Raw genomic sequence first — 13,976 nt, forward strand, 5'->3', positions numbered from 1 at the left:
CCCGGAGCCTCGATGAGGCGTCGGCACGGATGCGGCGTCGCTACAGCGGCCTCTCGTACCAGGCCACGTCCCAGTAGCGGCCGAACTTGCGGCCCACCTCGCGGTACGTGCCGACGTGCTGGAAGCCGAGGCGCTCGTGCAGCCGGACGGACGCCTCGTTCGGCAGCGCGACACCGGCGTAGGCCCGGTGCAGGTCCTCGCCGGACAGTGCGGCGAAGAGGGCCTCGTAGAGCAGGGTGCCGATGCCGCGCCGGCCGGCGTCCGGAGCGACGTACACCGTCGTCTCGACCGAGGTCGCGTACGCGGGCTTCGCCCGGAAAGGGCTGGACGTGGCGTAGCCGAGGATCCGCCCGGTACCCGGCTCCGTGGACTCCGTGGACTCCGTGGACTCCGTGGACTCCGGGGAACCCGTGGGCTCCAGGGGCTCCGTGGGCTCCCGGGACTGCGTGAGCGCTGTGGCAACCATCAGGCGGTACGGCCCGTCTTCAGGGTGGGAGAGCAGCCACGGACGGCGCTCCGAAGGGGTGAAGACCGCCGTGTCGAACGTGATCGCCGTCTCACGCACGTAGTGGTTGTAGAGGGCCGTGAGGGCCTCGAGGTCGTCCTCGACTCCCGGCCTGACCTGCACCTCTGTACGCTCCGTGAACACCGTTCCTCCTCGTGTGGCCGGGCAGGATACTGCATGATCAGAAAAATCGAGCGCCGGGTGGGGAATTCTGTCCTGATTCCAGTCGTTGTTTCCATCGGATGCAGGGCACCCGAGGAGAGTCCGGAAAGGGTCCCCGAGACGGAGTCCAGCGTCCCGAAGGACCACCCGCTGACCTCAATTCGCAAGGGAGCACGCATGGCAACCCGTGCCGTCGCCCGTCGTCAGTCCGCCACCGGCGAGACGGCGAACGGTGCAAGCAGTGTTCGCGCCCATGGCGGCGAGATCGCCGATCGCGACCTGGTCGGCATGTACCTCGACGAGATCGCGCGCACACCGCTGCTCGACGCCGCCAAGGAAGTCGAGTTGTCCCAGGTCATCGAAGCGGGTGTGTTCGCACGGCAGGTCCTCGACGGGTTCGAGGAGACCAAGACGGACGCCAGCCGCGAGGAGCTCGAGGCGCTGGTCGCCGACGCGGAGCGGGCCAAGGACATCTTCATCCGCTCCAACCTGCGCCTGGTCGTCGCCGTCGCCCGCCGCTATCCCCGCAGCGGACTGCCGCTGCTGGACCTGATCCAGGAGGGCAACGCCGGCCTGGTCCGCGCGGTCGAGAAGTTCGACTACCGCAAGGGCTTCAAGTTCTCCACGTACGCCACGTGGTGGATCCGCCAGGCGATCACCCGCTCGATAGCCGACCAGTCCCGCACGATCCGCCTGCCCGTCCACCTGGTGGAGGAGCTGGGCCGGATCCGCCGTGTGCAGCGCGAGTTCAACCGCGAGCACGGCCGGGACCCGGAGCCCGCGGAGATCGCCACCGAGCTCGGCTCCACGCCCGAGCGCGTCACCGACGTCCTGGACTGGGCCCGCGACCCGGTCTCGCTGAACATGTCGGTGGACGACGAGGGCGAGACCCAGTTCGGCGACCTCCTGGAGGACACCTCGGCGGTGTCGCCCGAGCAGTCGGTGCTCACGCTGCTGCGCAGCGAGGAGCTGGACGACCTCATCGGCCGTCTCGACCAGCGCACGGCGTCCATCATCAAGATGCGCTACGGCATCGAGGACGGCCGGGAGCGCACGCTGACCGAGGTCGGCAAGGAGCACGGCCTGACCCGCGAGCGCATCCGCCAGATCGAGAAGCACGCGCTGCTGGAGCTGAAGAAGCTGGCCCGCAGCACCGGCTTCGACGCGGCGGCCTGAGCCCCGCCGCACGGTGAGCGTCCGGGCGCCCGGCTCGTCCCCACGACCCGTGGGCGACGCACCGGAGGCGCCCGGAGGGCACCGCGTACGCCGGGTGGCGAAAGACCGCGCAAACATGGCGTTGTAACGCCGCTTCAATCCCCGGACGCAGGGAACAAGACTTCTGGGTCCACCAGTTCGGATCGGGGCGCGGTCCCCGATCCCCGCACACCACGTCCCGTCGCACTCCCCCCGGCGCCGGGACTTTCCCCAGCCGGGCTTCGGCGTCCCTCCCCCCGGACGCCGGGGCCCGGCTCGCTTTCTGCGGCCCTGCCGCCAGAGCCTCCGGCGTGGTCGGAGGGGCGCTGGAGGGCGGGGCACCCCGTACCTGAACCACGGGGTGGCCCGCCAGATGGCAGATTGTGTCACATGGGCATAGCCTGCCGGGCGTGAGCACCACCACCCCCACCCCGCCGCCGCACTCGCTGACCGAGCGGCGGAAAGCCGAAACGCGCATGGAGATCGCCCGGGCGGCGGCCGGCCTCTTCGTACGGCACGGCCTGCGCGCCACCCGCGCCGAGGACATCGCCCAGGCCGCCGGTATCGCCCCGCGCACCTTCTACCGGTACTTCGCCACCAAGGAGGAGGCCGTCGCCCCGCTCTACGCGGCAGGGTCCCGGCGCTGGGCGGAGGCGGTACGCGCCGTCCCGGCCGACGTCGGACTGCTCCGGGCCCTGGAGGAGGGCGCGCGCCACACCCTCACGCCGGGGGCCGGTGTCTCCACGGCCTCCTGGGAGTGGGTCCGCGCGCTGCTGCGCCTGGCTGACGCGAACCCGTCGCTGCGCAGGGTGTGGGCGGAGGTCTGCCAGGCGTCGGAACGGCTGCTGGCCGAGGTGCTGGAGGAACGACTGACACGTGTCGCCGGGGTCGGTGGGTCTGGTGGGTCTGGTGGGGCCGGTGGGGCCGGTGGGGCCGATCAGTCCGGTGAGTCCGGCAGGTCCGATGGAGCCGATGAGCGCGGGGGGTTCGGTGAGTCCAGCGGATCCGGTGACGGCAACCGTGTTTCCCGGAGCGGTGAGTCGGGCCCTGGCGGCTTTGCTGCTCCTCTGCTCGGCGAGGCGGCCTCCGGCCACCCTGCCCCTCTGCCCGGCGAGGGGACCCTCGACAACGTTGCCCCCAGGCCTGACCTGCGGTTCGCCGCTGCCGTGGCCAGTGCCGCCGTGCGGACCGCGATGGAGGCCTGGGCCGAGGGCGAAGGCCCGGTGGAGGGCCCGGGCGGTCCGGCGGAACTCGCCCTGCGCAACCTCGCGGCGCTGCGCGACTTCCCGTGGGCGGGGTGAGGCTCGGAGGCCCGGGTCTCAACCCGCCCGGCCCGGGCACCTCCGGTCTCACGCCCCCGGCCGGGCGGCCCCGCCCTCCGCCGCCCTGCTCAACCGCGCACCCAACTCCCGTACGGCCGTGACCAGTTCCGCCGGGCGGTGCACCACGAAGTCGCACTCCAGCATCGCCAGCCGGAACGCCATCCACTGCACCGCGTCCCCGACGGACCCCCGCAGACGGCAACTGCCGTCGTCCAGTGGCTCGGGCGGGCCGAGCCAGTGGGGCACGCGGGCGGCGACGTACTCGGCGGGGGCGGCGAAGTCGACCTCGAACTCGTAGGTCCGCTGCTGCCGTTGCATGGACCGCCGCAGGTACTCCGCCGCGTCCCCCGTGGGCAGCTCGCGCGGGACGAACCGGGCCCCGGTGGCGAACGGCTCGCTCACCCGGTCCACGCGGAACGTGCGCCAGTCGTCCCGGTCGATGTCGTAGGCCACCAGGTACCAGCGGCGGCCGGTGGAGACCAGCCGGTACGGCTCCGTCAGCCGGCGGGACTCGGTGCCGTCCGCCGCCCGGTAGGCGAACCGCAGGCGCTCGTGCCCGGCCGCCGACGAGGCCATGACGGTCAGTGTCTCGGGCGCGATGCTCGGCCCGTCCCCGCTGGTCAAAGGCGTGGTCGCGGCCTGCAGGGTCGTCACGCGGTGGCGCAGCCGGCCCGGCAGGACCTGTTCCAGCTTCGCCAGGGCCCGCACCGACGCCTCGTCCAGGCCCTCGACCGCGTGCCCGGCCCCGGCGCGCAGCCCGACCGCGATGGCGACGGCCTCCTCGTCATCGAGCACCAGCGGCGGCATGGCCTTGCCGGCGACCAGCCGGTAGCCGCCGTCGGAGCCCTTGGTGGCCTGCACGGGATAGCCCAGCTCGCGCAGCCGGTCGATGTCCCGCCGGACCGTGCGCCGCGAGACCCGCAGCCGCTCGGCGAGCTCGCCGCCGGGCCATTCGCGGGGTGTCTGGAGGAGGGAGAGGAGCGTCAGCAGCCGGGCCGGGGTGTCCGTCGTCATGTCCCCGAGGATGCCGTACCACTAGGACACGACCTGACCTATAGGCCCTCTACCTTGGCTGTATGAACTCCACCGACACCACCCTCGGCAGTGCGGCCGGCCCGGCCGGCGGGGGCGACCGCCGCCGCTGGTTCGCCCTTGCCATCGTGATGACCGCGGCCTTCATGGACCTCGTCGACGTCACGATCGTCAACATCGCCATCCCGTCGATCCAGCGGGAGGAGGGGGCGTCGTTCAGCGAGATCCAGTGGATCACCGCCGGTTACGCCCTCGCCTTCGCCGCCGGGCTGATCACCGGCGGGCGGCTCGGCGACATCCACGGACGCAAGCGGATCTTCCTGCTGGGTATCGGCGGCTTCACCCTCGCCTCCGCCCTCTGCGGTCTCGCGGTGAACCCGGACATGCTGGTCGCCTCCCGCTTCCTGCAGGGCGCGATGGCGGCGCTGATGGTGCCGCAGGTGCTGTCGATCGTGCACGCGACCTTCCCGGCGCACGAGCGCGGCAAGGTGTTCGGGCTGTTCGGCGCGGTCGTCGGCCTCGGTGCCGTGTCCGGGCCGCTGCTCGGCGCGCTGCTCACCGAGTGGGACCTGTTCGGGTGGGGCTGGCGCGCCATCTTCCTGATCAACCTGCCCGTGGGCGTCGCCGCCCTGATCCTCGGCGGCCGTTTCATCACCGAGTCCAAGGCGCCCCGCGCCCTGAAGCTGGACCTGGTGGGCGTCGCGCTGGTCACGCTGGGCCTGCTGATGCTGCTCTACCCGCTCATCCGGGGCCGCGAGCTGGGCTGGCCGGTGTGGGGGTACGTCTCGATGGCCGGTTCGGTCCTCGTCCTGGCGGTGCTGGTGGCGTACGAGAGGCGCAAGGCCCGGCGGGACGGCTCGCCGCTCGTGGAGCTGTCGCTGTTCCAGGTCAAGAGCTTCGCGGCCGGTATCGCCGTGCAGACCGTCTTCGGGATCGCGCTCGGCGTGTTCTTCCTGGTGTGGACCCTCTACATGCAGTTCGGGCTGGGCTGGAGCCCGCTGAAGGCCGGGCTGACCGGAGTGCCGTTCTCGATCGCGGTGTCGGTGGCCGCGGGCGTCTCGGTGCAGAAGCTGGTGCCGGTGTTCGGCCGCAAGGTGCTGCAGGCGGGCGCCCTGGTGATGGGCGTGGGAGTGCTCCTCTACCTCTGGGAGGCCGGGCACTACGGCCTGGCCGTCACGCCCTGGCAGATGGCCCTGCCGCTGGTCGTCATGGGCGCCGGCATGGGCCTGATCGTCGCGCCGCTGACCGACGCGATCCTCTCCGAGGTGCCGCGCGAGCACGCCGGCTCGGCGTCGGGGCTGATCAACACCGTGCAGCAGATGGGCAACGCGCTGGGGCTCGGTCTGGTCTCGGTCGTCTTCTTCGGCACCATCGCCGACCACCTGCGCCCGGAGCAGGTGGGTCCGGCCTTCGTCGACGCCTTCCAGCACGCGCTGGGCTGGGTCGCCGGAGTCATGGGCGCCATCTTCCTGCTGATGTTCGCGCTGCCGAAGCGGCCCGCCCAGCACATCGAGGGGGAACAGCCCGCGACGGCGGACGAGGACGGCCGCACCGCCCGGGAGGGCGAGAAGGCCGCGCTGGTCTGAGCGCGGCACTGCCCCAGGACAAGGGGGGACGACGGACCCGGCACCTCTCGGTGCCGGGTCCGTTCGGTTGTCCGTGTCCGTTCGCCTCCGTGTCCGTTCGTCCGTCGGTGTCTGTTCGTCCGTCCGTGTCTGTTCGTCTATCCCGTCCACGCATGCCCGACTGAGTCCGAAGTGCATCCGAACCTGTTTACTTCGCGGACATCTCCGCGTAGCCTCCCGCTGAAACCACAAGTTCGGGCATGAGGTGGAGGCGAACGGGCATGTACGCACCGGAGCGGCAGCAGGAGATCCTCCGGCTCGCCCGTGACGGCGGCCGGGTGGACGTCGTGTCGCTGGCCGAGGAGTTCCAGGTGACGGCGGAGACGATCCGCCGGGACCTGAAGGCCCTCGACCGTGCCGGGCTGGTCCGCCGCGTGCACGGCGGGGCCATCCCGGCCGGACGGCTGGACTTCGAACCGGACCTCGCCGAGCGGGAGACCACCGCCGCCGACGAGAAGGACCGCATCGCCAAGGCGGCCCTCGCGGAACTGCCCGCCGACGGCACGGTGATCCTCGACGCCGGCACGACCGTGGCCCGCGTGGCGGCCGCCCTGCCGCTGGAGGCCTCCCTCACCGTCGTCACCCACAGCCTGCCCATCGCCGCCCGCCTCGCCGACCACCCCGGCATCCAGCTGCATCTCGTGGGCGGCCGCGTACGGCACCGCACCCGTGCCGCCGTCGACGCCTGGGCGCTGCGGGCGTACGCGGAGATCCGCGCCGACGTGCTGTTCGTGGCCGCCAACGGCTTCTCCGTCGAACACGGCCTGACCACCCCTGATCTCGCCGAGGCCGCCGTGAAGCGCGCGGCCGTGGCCGCCGCCCGCCGGGTGGTGCTGCTCGCCGACTCCGCCAAGCACGGCCAGGAGCATTTCGCCCGCTTCGGCGACCTGAGCGACGTCGACCTGCTGATCACCGACAGCGGGCTGAGCCCCGAAGACGCCCTCGCGATCGAGCGCGGCGGCACGGAAGCAGTGCGCGCATGATCCTCACCGTCACCCCCAACCCGTCCCTGGACCGCACCTACGAGGTGCCGTCCCTCGACCGCGGCGAGGTCATCCGCGCCACGGGCGAACGGATGGACCCCGGGGGCAAGGGCGTCAACGTCTCGCGGGCGGTCGCCGCGGCCGGTCGGCGCACGGTGGCGGTCCTGCCCCTGGGCGGCGCCCCCGGAGCGCTCGTCGCGGAACTGCTCGACCAGCAGGGCATCGAAGTCGCCCCGGTCCCCGTCTCCGGGGCCACCCGCTCCAACATCGCCCTCGCGGAGTCCGACGGCGTCCTGACGAAGATCAACGCACCCGGTCCCGAACTGTCGGACGCCGAGACGGAGTTGCTCCTGGAGACCGTACGGCGGCAGTCCCGCGACGCCGCCTGGATCGCCTGCTGCGGCAGCCTCCCGCGCGGCCTCGCCCCCTCCTGGTACGCCGACCTGGTCGCCCGCAGCCACGCCGCCGGGGCCCGGATCGCCCTGGACACCTCCGGGCCCGCCCTCGTCGCGGCCCTGCGCGAGCGGCCCGACGTGGTCAAGCCCAACGCCGAGGAACTGTCCGAGGCGGTGGGCCGTCCCCTGGCCACCGTCGGGGACGCCGTGAAGGCCGCGGAGGAACTGCGCGAGCGGGGCGCCCGGGCCGTCCTCGCCAGTCTCGGGGCCGACGGGCAGCTGCTCGTGTCGGGACAGGGCACGTGGTTCGGCAGCGCCCGCGTCGAGGCGGTCCGCAGCAACGTCGGCGCCGGCGACTCCTCCCTCGCCGGCTTCCTCATCGCCGGTGGCGACGGCCCCGAGGCCCTCGCCTCCGCCGTCGCGCACGGCGCCGCCGCCGTCCGGCTGCCCGGCAGCGTCATGCCGGCGCCGGCCGACCTGGACCCGGCCGCGGTGACGGTCACGCCGGACGTCCCCGCCGACCGCCCGCTGCGGGAGCCGGTGTCATGACGTACGGCCGGCAGCAGGTACGCCTCCGGGAGCGGCGGGCCTCCCCGTCACGTCCGCACCCGTCCACCCCACCCCCCACCGCGTCCCCGTCCCCCCACCCCCCACCCCCCACCGCGTCCCCGTCCCCCTCCCCGCCCACCCGTCCCACCGGGCGATACGCGCGCTAAGGAGCCCGCGATGAGCGACATGATCACGGCGGAGCTGGTCGACCTCGACCTGTCCGCCGACACCAAGGAGGCGGCGGCGCGCGCCCTCGCCGAGCGCATGGTGGCCCTGGGCCGGGTGACCGACCTGGACGGCTTCCTCGCCGACGTGGCCGCCCGCGAGGCCCAGATGCCGACCGGCCTCGACGGCGGCATCGGCATCCCGCACTGCCGCAGCGCGCACGTCACGGAGCCGACCCTGGCCTTCGGGCGCAGTGCCCGGGGTGTCGACTTCGGCGCCGCCGACGGTCCCGCCGACCTGATCTTCCTGATCGCGGCGCCCGCCGGCGCCGACGACGCCCACCTGACCATCCTGTCGTCCCTGGCCCGGCAGTTGATGAACAGCGAGTTCACCGACGCGCTGCGCGGGGTGCGCGACGCGGCCGCCGCGGCGGCCCTCATCCGAGGCGACGAGCCGGTGCCGCCCGCCGAGGCGGCTCCCACCGACTCCGTGGCGGCGGCGGGAGCGGCCTCTCCCGCCGCCGCCACGGTCACAGCCGGGGCCGGAGCTGAGGCCGCAGCCGAAACCGGGGGACGGGCAGGCGGAGGACAGCCGGCCCCGGGCGAGGAGCCGACCGGGGCCGCAGGGCCCGCCGGGGGCCGGGTGGAAACCGCCGGCGAGGCGGACACCCGGGCCGCGGCGGACGAAGGGCCCGCCGGGGGTGAGGCGGACACCGCGGCCGTGGCGGACACCGCGGCCGTGGCGGACACCGGGGGCGAGGCGCCGGGGCGGGCCGAGGCGTCCGACCGGGCCGAGGCGCCCGACCGGGCCGGGGCGCCCGCGTTCCGGATCGTCGCCGTCACCTCCTGCCCCACCGGCATCGCCCACACCTACATGGCCGCCGAGGCGCTGGAGAACGCCGGCCGCGAGGCGGGCGTCGAACTCGTCGTCGAGCCGCAGGGCTCGGCCGGTTTCACGCGGCTCGACCCCGCGGTCGTCGCCGCGGCGGACGCCGTGATCTTCGCCCATGACGTGCCCGTACGGGAGAAGGAACGCTTCGCCGGCAAGCCGACCGTGGACGTCGGTGTGAAGGCGGGCATCAACCGCCCCGCCGAACTCATCGCCGAAGTCCGCGAGAAGGCCGCCCGCGGCGAGGTCACCGCCGGCTCCGCCCCGGCCACCCCGGTCGAGCGGACGGGCGACTCCCACGAGGGCTACGGCACCAAGTTGCGCAAGTGGCTGATGTCCGGCGTCAGTTACATGGTCCCGTTCGTCGCGGCGGGCGGTCTGCTCATCGCCCTCGGCTTCGCGCTCGGCGGCTACGAGGTCGACAAGGCCCCGTCCGTCATGGACCACTTCCTCTGGACGCAGGCCGACAGCTGGGCGGCCCTGCTCTTCCAGATCGGCGGCGTCGCCTTCGGCTTCCTCGTCCCGGTCCTGGCCGGCTACATCGCCTACGGCATGGCCGACCGGCCCGGCCTCGTGCCCGGGTTCGTCGGCGGCTCGATCGCCCTCACCATCAACGCCGGGTTCCTCGGCGGTCTCGCGGCCGGACTGATCGGTGGCGGCGTGGTGCTGGCGATCCAGCGGGTGCGGGTCCCCGCCGCGCTGCGCGGCATCATGCCGGTGGTGGTGATCCCGCTGATCTCCTCGGCGATCGTCGGGTTCCTGATGTTCGTCGTCATCGGCAAGCCCATCGCCGAGGCCCAGAAGGGCATGACCGACTGGCTGAACGGCCTGTCCGGCTCCAACGCGATCCTGCTCGGCACCCTCCTCGGCCTGATGATGTGCTTCGACCTCGGCGGTCCCGTCAACAAGGTCGCCTACACCTTCGCCACCGCCGGGATCGCCGTCGCCAATCCCAGCGACTCGGCCATGAAGATCATGGCCGCGGTGATGGCGGCCGGCATGGTCCCGCCGCTGGCCATGGCCCTGGCGACGACCGTCCGGGGCAAGCTCTTCACCAGGACCGAGCGGGAGAACGGCAAGGCCGCCTGGGTGCTGGGCGCCTCGTTCATCTCCGAGGGCGCGATCCCGTTCGCCGCGGCCGACCCGCTGCGCGTCATCCCCGCCTCCATGGCGGGTGGCGCGGTCACCGGCGCCCTGTCGGTGGCCTTCGGCGCCACCCTGCGCGCCCCGCACGGCGGCATCTTCGTGGTCCCGCTGATCGGCAACCCGCTGCTCTACCTGGTCGCCATCGCCGCGGGCGTCTGTGTCACCACCGCCCTGGTGATCGTCCTGAAGGGCCTGCGCACACCCGCCCCCGGCGCCGCGACGGCCGCCGGCGAGGACTCCGCCGCCCCGGCCGCGGAGGCGAAGCAGCCGGTCGCGGCATGAACGCCGACGCAGTGGCAGTGGCGGGTCTTCGCCCCATTCGGGTCGTCTGAACGGTTCATGCCACCTGATGCGATCTGGTGGCACCTGATGCCACCTGCGAGATAGATCACGAAAATCACGGCCCGGGACCGCGGTCCCGGGCCGTGGTGTTCACTGGGCCGCATGCCCGAGCACGTCTCCCGATGGCCCGAAGGCCGGCCTCTCCCCGCCCTCCCGCAGCAGCGGCAGACGGGGCACCGGTCGGAGTCCGTGGAACTGACCCGTGAGGAGCGGGACGCCTTCGCCGAACTGGCGCGCCGCCTCGGCGACCGGGCCCCCTAGGGCAGGCGGCCCGAGCCGGAAGGACGGCCCGTCAGCTCCCGGTCGGCCAGGAGAACCGGTCCGCGCGGCGCTCCATCGCCTCACGCGCCGCTTCCTCGCTGGCGTACACCTCGCACATGTGCCGTCCGTCCGGCGTCGCCGTGTGCTCGACCTCCCAGAGGGAGATCTCCTCGCCGTCGCGCAGCAGGAAGGCGTGCTCGTACAGCGTGAAGGACAGGACCGCCCGGCCCGCCCGGCTGGGGCGGCCGAAGGCCTGGGTGATCTGGTGGCCGGACGCCGTGGCCAGGAGGGCCGCCACGTCCGCGCCCGGCCGGTCCGGGTTCTCCGCACGGCGCAGTAAACGGCGCGCGTGGTCCGCCGAGCCCTCCCCGGCGTACGCGTGCCGCGGCGCGGCGACCGCCGACAGCTGGACCGTCACCGGCAGTTCGAAGTCCGGGGTCTCCGGCGGCAGCGCCAGCCGGGCCGTCGCGGCGCGCAGCTCCTCCTCGTCGGCGTACACCTCGTGCTGCGGCTCGCCGCCCGGCACGGTGTTGTGCACCAGCTCCCACAGGGTGAGCGCGCAACCGTCGGCCAGCAGCCAGGTGTGCCGGTACGTCTCGCGGTGCAGGCCCTCGCTGTGGTGCGCGGAGTGCAGCGAACCGTCGTGCGCCAGCGCGCAGTCGAGCCGCCTTATCGTCTCGTCCGGCAACTCGAAGGAGTTCAGGGCGCGGCCGAGGAGCCGCGCGAGGTGCTCCTCCGGAGACTCGGGCGAGTCATGGCCTTCGTACGCTGCCGTCTCGTACGGAACGCTCAAGGTTTCTCCCGGCGTTGCTGCATGTCACCTTGTGGGTGCATACCGTAGCCCCTCGGTCGGACATCATGTCCGGGAACCGAGAAAACGTACGTCCGGGAAAACGCGCGGGCCGCGCGAAAAGTTCCCGCGCGGCCCGGTCGATGCGTCAAGAACCCCAGGAGGGGCGGTCGTTCACCCGGTCAGGAGGCGCTGCCCGCGACCCACTGACTCCACGCCATGTTCCAGCCGTTGAGCCCGTTGTCCGGCGCCACCGTCTTGTCGGGGGAGTTCTTCACGATCACCACGTCCCCGATCAGGGAGTTGTCGTAGAACCACTTGGCGGGGGTGTCGCCGCCGGCGCCCCGCACATCGGCGAGTCCCACACAGCCGTGGCTGGTGCCCTGCCGCCCGAAGGGAGGGTTGCCCTTGTTGTACCAGTAGTTCCCGTGGAGGAACGTGCCCGACGTCGTCAGTCGCATCGCGTGCGGCACGTCCGGGATGTCGTACTCGCCGCCCATCCCGACCGTCCGGCTGTTCATACGGGTCTGGGTGAACTTCTCGGAGATCACCATCTGCCCGTTGTACGTGGTGTGCTGCGCGTCGCCGGTCGAGATCGGGACCGACTTGAGCGTCTTGCCGTCCCGGACGACCGTCATGGTCTGCGTGTTCGCGTCGACCGTGGAGACCTGGGAACGCCCGATGGTGAAGGTGACCGTCTTCTTCTGCACCCCGTAGACGCCGTTGGCGCCCTCGATGCCGTCCAGGTCGATGTCCATGGTGACCTTGGAGCCGGCCTTCCAGTACTCCTCGGGCCGGAAGTCGAGCCGCTGGCCGTTGAACCAGTGCCCCACCACCTTCTGCCCGCTGCTGGAGGTGACCGAGATGTGCGACTGCACGGCCTTGCGGTCCGTGATCGCCTTGTCGAAGGTGAACGACACCGGCATGCCCACACCCACCGTGGTGCCGTCGTCCGGCGCGTACGTCCCGATGAAGCTGTTCGAGTTCGACACCGTCGTGAAGATGGAGTTGGCCGCGGCCGTCCTGCCGTCCGCGTCCTTGGCGGTCGCCGATATCCGGTACTTGGTCCCGCGCTCCAGCTGCTCCTTCGGCTTCCAGACCCTGCCGTCGGCGGAGAGGGAACCCGTGACCGCCGCACCGCTGTCCGCGACCGTCATCTTCACCTCGGTCAGCTTGCCGCCGCTGACCTTCACCCCGGTCTTGTTGATGGACGCGCCGGTCGAACCGTCCTTCGCCGATATGGCGATCTTCGCCACCGACGTCTTCGCGTCGTTCCCGCCGCCCTTCTCGTCGTCCTTGGCGGTGGCGCTGCCGCCGCAGGCGGTGAGCGTGAGGGCGCCGACCACCAGGGCGGCACAGGCCCCCAGAGTGCGCCGCGCTGAAATGTTCGGCCTTGTCACGGGCTGCTCCCAGTTCGTGTGATGTGCGTGATCCGCTCCGGTACGCCAGGGAAGAGGGCCCGGGCCGCGGACCGGGTTCCGCCCGTGCGCGGTGAAGGCCATCACGTGACAGAACCGCGACAAAGTCCGGCCCCCGGGCGCCACCGCCGTGCCCGCCCAATCCGGTTCAGCGTCCCCCGTACAACTCCTCGTACGACGGCCACGCCCCGCCCGGCCCGTCCACCGGCTCGGCTGCCCGCACCGCCCGCACGATCGCCCGGGTCACCACGTCCGCCCCGGCCGCGAGGATCTCGTTCAGGGCGAGCGGGTCCGCCGCGTCCAGGGGGCGCTCGCCCGTCGCCAGCGCGAACACCGTGTCCCCGTCGTTGAGCAGGTGCACCGGCCGCACCGCCCGGGCGATCCCGTCGTGCGCGGTGCCCGCCAGCTTCTGCGCCTGCGCCTTGGTCAGGCCGGCGTCCGTGGCCACCACCGCGAGCGTGGTGTTCAGCGGGGGAGGAGCACTGCGCGCCGCCGCCTCGGCCAGCCGCCGCCCCGCCGCCGCGTGCACCTCACCCGCGGGATACTCCACGCGTCCGCCGAAGAACTCCCCGTACAGCACCCCCGTCTCCGGATCGACCACCGACCCCGCCGCGTTCGCCACCACCAGCGCCGCCACCGTGACGCCGGTGTCGAGCACCGTGCTCGCACTGCCCACGCCGCCCTTCACCACCCCCGTCACCGCACCCGTGCCGGCACCCACACACCCCTGCGCCACGGGAGCACCGGGTCGGCTCGCCGCCGCGGCCTCGACGGCGGCCCGGCCCGTCGCCGCGTCCGGCCGGGCCCGGAAGTCGCCGCCCCGGCCCAGATCGAAGACACAGGCGGCCGGCACCACCGGCACCACGTGCGCCGGGTCCGCCCCGACGCGGACCCCTCGCCCCCGTTCCTCCAGCCAGGCCATCACCCCCGACGCGGCGTCCAACCCGTAGGCGCTGCCCCCGGTCAGCACGATCGCCTCGACCTTGCGGACCACGTTGCGCGGGTCCAGCGCGTCCGTCTCCTTGGTGCCGGGGCCACCGCCCCGCACGTCCACGGCGGCCACGGCCCCGCCCTCCGGGGCGAGCACGACCGTGGTGCCCGTGAGCCAACCGTCACCGGCACGCGTCGCATGCCCCACCCGCAGACCGGCGACATCCGTCAGAGCGTCAACTGTCATGACGGACAGTCTTGTCCAGACA

The 13,976-nt window shown here is 72.8% G+C and carries 12 protein-coding genes; 7 read left to right on the plus strand and 5 right to left on the minus strand.

What is annotated here, in order from left to right; translation table 11 throughout:
* Positions 1-40: 40 nt before the first annotated feature.
* Complete coding sequence (locus tag ACZ4M5_RS23095; RefSeq protein ID WP_467739683.1) at positions 41-649, minus strand: GNAT family N-acetyltransferase; 609 nt, start codon at positions 647-649, stop codon at positions 41-43.
* A 195-nt stretch (positions 650-844) separates the two neighbouring features.
* Between ACZ4M5_RS23095 and ACZ4M5_RS23100 the strand changes: the two genes are divergently transcribed.
* Both ACZ4M5_RS23100 and ACZ4M5_RS23105 read left to right on the plus strand, forming a co-directional pair.
* Positions 845-1,843: a sigma-70 family RNA polymerase sigma factor gene (locus tag ACZ4M5_RS23100; RefSeq protein WP_467739685.1), complete on the plus strand. Its 999-nt coding sequence runs from the start codon at positions 845-847 to the stop codon at positions 1,841-1,843.
* 428 nt (positions 1,844-2,271) lie between these two features.
* Complete coding sequence (locus tag ACZ4M5_RS23105; RefSeq protein ID WP_467739687.1) at positions 2,272-3,162, plus strand: TetR/AcrR family transcriptional regulator; 891 nt, start codon at positions 2,272-2,274, stop codon at positions 3,160-3,162.
* Positions 3,163-3,210: 48 nt separating this feature from the next.
* On the opposite strand, the gene ACZ4M5_RS23110 is transcribed toward ACZ4M5_RS23105, so the two are convergent.
* Positions 3,211-4,197, minus strand: coding sequence for a helix-turn-helix transcriptional regulator (locus ACZ4M5_RS23110; RefSeq protein WP_467739688.1), 987 nt, complete (start codon positions 4,195-4,197; stop codon positions 3,211-3,213).
* A gap of 62 nt (positions 4,198-4,259) precedes the next feature.
* Here ACZ4M5_RS23110 and ACZ4M5_RS23115 point away from each other — a divergent pair, with 62 nt between their 5' ends.
* The 5 genes from ACZ4M5_RS23115 (at position 4,260) to ACZ4M5_RS23135 (ending at position 10,569) form a co-directional block, all read left to right on the plus strand.
* On the plus strand, positions 4,260-5,801 hold the full coding sequence (locus ACZ4M5_RS23115; protein ID WP_467739690.1) for an MFS transporter: 1,542 nt from the start codon (positions 4,260-4,262) through the stop codon (positions 5,799-5,801).
* A gap of 260 nt (positions 5,802-6,061) precedes the next feature.
* Positions 6,062-6,823, plus strand: a complete 762-nt coding sequence (locus ACZ4M5_RS23120; protein WP_467739692.1) for a DeoR/GlpR family DNA-binding transcription regulator — start codon at positions 6,062-6,064, stop codon at positions 6,821-6,823.
* Entirely contained in the window at positions 6,820-7,767 is a 948-nt protein-coding gene (gene pfkB / locus ACZ4M5_RS23125) for a 1-phosphofructokinase (RefSeq protein ID WP_467739694.1), read from the plus strand. The genes ACZ4M5_RS23120 and pfkB overlap by 4 nt, the downstream gene beginning before the upstream one ends.
* A gap of 177 nt (positions 7,768-7,944) precedes the next feature.
* A complete protein-coding gene (locus ACZ4M5_RS23130; protein WP_467739696.1) occupies positions 7,945-10,248 on the plus strand; it encodes a PTS fructose transporter subunit IIABC in 2,304 nt (767 codons plus the stop codon).
* Between the two features lie 162 nt (positions 10,249-10,410).
* On the plus strand, positions 10,411-10,569 hold the full coding sequence (locus ACZ4M5_RS23135; protein WP_467739698.1) for a hypothetical protein: 159 nt from the start codon (positions 10,411-10,413) through the stop codon (positions 10,567-10,569).
* A 31-nt stretch (positions 10,570-10,600) separates the two neighbouring features.
* On the opposite strand, the gene ACZ4M5_RS23140 is transcribed toward ACZ4M5_RS23135, so the two are convergent.
* The 3 genes from ACZ4M5_RS23140 to ACZ4M5_RS23150 form a co-directional block, all read right to left on the minus strand.
* Positions 10,601-11,362: a DUF6227 family protein gene (locus tag ACZ4M5_RS23140; protein WP_467739699.1), complete on the minus strand. Its 762-nt coding sequence runs from the start codon at positions 11,360-11,362 to the stop codon at positions 10,601-10,603.
* Between the two features lie 179 nt (positions 11,363-11,541).
* Positions 11,542-12,759 (minus strand): L,D-transpeptidase, encoded by a 1,218-nt coding sequence (locus ACZ4M5_RS23145; RefSeq protein ID WP_467739701.1) that lies wholly within the window; start codon positions 12,757-12,759, stop codon positions 11,542-11,544.
* Between the two features lie 166 nt (positions 12,760-12,925).
* Complete coding sequence (locus ACZ4M5_RS23150; protein ID WP_467739703.1) at positions 12,926-13,954, minus strand: P1 family peptidase; 1,029 nt, start codon at positions 13,952-13,954, stop codon at positions 12,926-12,928.
* Positions 13,955-13,976: the final 22 nt, after the last annotated feature.

This window comes from Streptomyces sp. NPDC026246, from assembly GCF_055567995.1.

Bases quoted from the DNA above. Each gene is read 5' to 3' on its own strand.
- ACZ4M5_RS23100 (WP_467739685.1), top strand. From the start codon at position 845: ATGGCAACCCGTGCCGTCGCCCGTCGTCAGTCCGCCACCGGCGAGACG.
- ACZ4M5_RS23110 (WP_467739688.1), bottom strand. From the start codon at position 4,197: ATGACGACGGACACCCCGGCCCGGCTGCTGACGCTCCTCTCCCTCCTC.
- ACZ4M5_RS23115 (WP_467739690.1), top strand. From the start codon at position 4,260: ATGAACTCCACCGACACCACCCTCGGCAGTGCGGCCGGCCCGGCCGGC.
- ACZ4M5_RS23120 (WP_467739692.1), top strand. From the start codon at position 6,062: ATGTACGCACCGGAGCGGCAGCAGGAGATCCTCCGGCTCGCCCGTGAC.
- pfkB (WP_467739694.1), top strand. From the start codon at position 6,820: ATGATCCTCACCGTCACCCCCAACCCGTCCCTGGACCGCACCTACGAG.
- ACZ4M5_RS23130 (WP_467739696.1), top strand. From the start codon at position 7,945: ATGAGCGACATGATCACGGCGGAGCTGGTCGACCTCGACCTGTCCGCC.
- ACZ4M5_RS23135 (WP_467739698.1), top strand. From the start codon at position 10,411: ATGCCCGAGCACGTCTCCCGATGGCCCGAAGGCCGGCCTCTCCCCGCC.
- ACZ4M5_RS23150 (WP_467739703.1), bottom strand. From the start codon at position 13,954: ATGACAGTTGACGCTCTGACGGATGTCGCCGGTCTGCGGGTGGGGCAT.